A 749-nucleotide genomic window follows, 5' to 3' on the forward strand; every position below is an offset into this window, starting at 1 on the left:
TCTGTGGTCGCAGCGTCAATGTTCTTCTTAGCTTCATCAGCTTTCGCCTTGGCATCTGCCTTCGCAACAGCTTTCTCTTCATCCGTAAAATCAGTACGTGAATCAATGGCTGCTTCCTTAGCTTTCAGGGCGTCATCGATCGCTTGCTTGGCTGCTGGCTTCGCTACTGCTTGCGGATTGACTCCATTGACCTCAGTTGTTCCAGTTGACTTAGCTTGCGATACTGCTTCATCTGTGGTCGCGTTGTCGATGTTTCTCTTAGCCTCATCAGCTTTCGCCTTGGCATCGGCTTTCGCTGCAGCTTTCTCCTCATCCGTCAAATCGGTGCGTGAATCAATAGCTACTTCCTTAGCTTTCAGCGCATCATCGATTCCTTGCTTGGCTGCTGGCTTCGCTACTGGCTGCGGATTGACTGCGTTGACTTCAGTTGTTCCAGCAGTCTTGGCTTGCGATACTGCTTCATCTGTTGTCGCGTTGTCGATGTTCTTCTTAGCCTCATCGGCCTTAGCCTTGGCATCTGCCTTCGCTGCGGTTTTCTCTTCATCCGTCAAATCGGTACGTGAATCAATCGCTGCTTCCTTAGCTTTCAGCGCATCATCGATTCCTTGCTTGGCTGCTGGCTTCGCCACTGGCTGCGGATTGACTCCATTGACCTCAGTTGTTCCAGTTGACTTAGCCTGGTCAACTTCTGCATTTGTGGTAGCAGCGTCAATGTTCTTCTTAGCCTCATCGGCCTTAGCTTTGGCATC

General features: G+C 50.6%; 1 protein-coding gene. It reads right to left on the reverse strand.

Features of this window, described 5'->3' with window-relative positions; translation table 11 throughout:
• Positions 1 to 749 (reverse strand): DUF1542 domain-containing protein (locus tag M1F63_RS10090; protein WP_247941329.1); only part of this gene is annotated, 749 nt, incomplete at both ends.

The organism is Streptococcus oralis (assembly GCF_023109155.1).
Taxonomy (GTDB): domain Bacteria; phylum Bacillota; class Bacilli; order Lactobacillales; family Streptococcaceae; genus Streptococcus; species Streptococcus oralis_BZ.